Raw genomic sequence first — 2,034 nt, 5'->3', positions numbered from 1 at the left:
CGGGAAGAAGCCAAGCGGGCCAGGAAATCTTTAGAGTTTTTGGGAATAAGTCCAGAGGGCGATTTGGCAGAGATGCGGCGGTTGCTTTTATCCCGGAAGTTGGAATTGGGTCATCAGAAAATTGTAGAATTGTGCAGGCGTGACGTGGCCAGATCAAAGCGGATGGAGAAAATCCTGCTTTTAGCCAGCCACGGGCCAGCCAAACCCTGCTGCCTGGAATTGAGAGCTCAAGGCATTTCTGCCAAAGAATTCGTGGAGTGGTTTGAAGCAGTAAACGCGGCCAATGATGAAAAGGCAATGCTAGCCGCACATCCCGACCACTATTTAATTGACACGTCCCCTTCCGGCAAGCAGCTGGTCTATGAGAGATATGGCGGCTCACCTTTTGTTTCCAGAGCTGTGATTGATTTTGCCAACAATGATGATGTTTTGAAAAAAGCTGACCCAGAATACCCTTGGCTGATCGCCGGGGCAGCCATAAATGATTCCGGCAAAGCAATTGGCGGTGCCTTACACCAATTTAAAGACATACCAGGAGGGATGGAGGGAAAGCTGCAGATCAATTTTCCTTCGATGATGCCCAAGAAAATTGTTGAAGGACATAAGATTCATCTGGCAATTGAATTCGGCAACTGGATTGAAGCGGCAGGAAGAAGCTTAGATTAGGCAAATTTGCGGTTGGCGTAAGCTGACCGCTTTTTTGCGGCGATTTTTGCCTGGGGGATGCCGAACTGGTTATAATATTTGTAGATTAAACATTTTGGATTGCTGGAGAAGAGCTAGTTTGAGGTGAAAAATGGACGAATTTAAAGAGAGATTCTTAGCTAATATGGACCGGCACCCAGGCCTTACTTGGGATGAAGTTTTTTTGTAAGCTGGATTCTGATAAGACAGCAGCGCTTGCCTGGATGGAAGAAAGCGGCGGCGAACCTGATGTTGTTGCTTTAGACAGCGGTTTAGCCATTGTTGACTGCGCTAAAGAAGAGCCAGCTGGTCGGCGGAGTGTTTGCTACGACAAAGAAGCCCGGCTTAAGAGAAAGAAGTTCCCGCCAGAAACTAGCGCTGAAGAGATGCTGGCAGAACATGGCTTGGCCTTGATGGATGAAGCAGATTATCGCCAGCTCCAGGCACTTGGCGATTTTGATATGAAGACCAGCTGCTGGATCAAGACGCCTGCTGAAATCAGGGAAAAAGGAGGAGCACTTTTTGCGGAAAAGCGCTACGGGGCGGTCTTTGTCTACCACAACGGGGCGGACTCTTACTACAAGGTCCGAGGCTTTAGGGCCAAGTTGGTCTTGTAGGAGATTTTTTCAGAAAGAAGTAGCAAGATGAATCCTAAACTGCATGACTACACGGTTTTTGACTTGGAAACTACCGGTAAAAAGGTCATCCAAATTGGTGCCTTAAAGGTCAGAGATGACCAGACCGTGGCGAAGTTCTCGACTTACGTTAATCCCATGGAGAAAATCAATGAATATGTCTCTCATCTGACTGGCATCAGCAATTATCAAACAGATGCTGCCCCATTGATTGATGAAGTTATGCCAGACTTTCTGGACTTTATCGGCGACGATACTTTGGTTGGCCACAATATACTTAGTTTTGACTGTCACATTTTGGCTGACAACGGATATCCGCTGGCTAATCCAAAACTGGATACCTTGCTTTTGGCCAATAGTTACAAAAAGAGGGGCCTGTTTCTAGATCCTCTCCCCAACGTCAGACTGTCGACTCTAAAGGAATACTACGGGATTAAGATCAACTCCCACATTGCGATTAGCGACTGTATCACCAACAATATCGTTTACCAGAAGCTCCGCGATGGCGATTTAGCTAAGGCCACGGAGATAATCGATTTTACCCCCAAGCAGGTTGACTCTCGCCTGGCTGGCCAGCGTTTTGTGATTACAGGTCAGTTTCGCCAGGCAACCAGATATGAGCTGACCAGCTTGATTCAAAGTCATGGCGGCAAGGTGACCGGTTCGGTGTCCGGCGTGACTGACTACTTGCTGAAGGGCGAGCTGGATCATGTTA

Annotated in this window: 3 protein-coding genes; all 3 read left to right on the top strand. The window is 47.6% G+C overall.

What is annotated here, in order from left to right:
* Positions 1-666: hypothetical protein (locus ACI32D_RS05805; protein ID WP_439775662.1), on the top strand; the 666-nt coding region annotated here is incomplete at its 5' end.
* Positions 667-908: 242 nt separating this feature from the next.
* On the top strand, positions 909-1,301 hold the full coding sequence (locus tag ACI32D_RS05800; protein WP_439775661.1) for a DUF4256 domain-containing protein: 393 nt from the start codon (positions 909-911) through the stop codon (positions 1,299-1,301).
* A gap of 27 nt (positions 1,302-1,328) precedes the next feature.
* The coding region (locus tag ACI32D_RS05795) for an exonuclease domain-containing protein (protein ID WP_439775660.1) at positions 1,329-2,034 on the top strand (706 nt) is incomplete at its 3' end.

Source organism: Lactobacillus sp., assembly GCF_051873315.1.
In the GTDB taxonomy this organism is placed as follows: domain Bacteria; phylum Bacillota; class Bacilli; order Lactobacillales; family Lactobacillaceae; genus Lactobacillus.
The sequence above is the reverse complement of the archived record's forward strand: the minus strand, read 5'-3'. Positions and strand labels throughout refer to the sequence as shown.

Excerpts from the sequence above, each read along its gene's own strand:
- ACI32D_RS05800 (WP_439775661.1), top strand. The coding sequence starts at position 909 with ATGGAAGAAAGCGGCGGCGAACCTGATGTTGTTGCTTTAGACAGCGGT.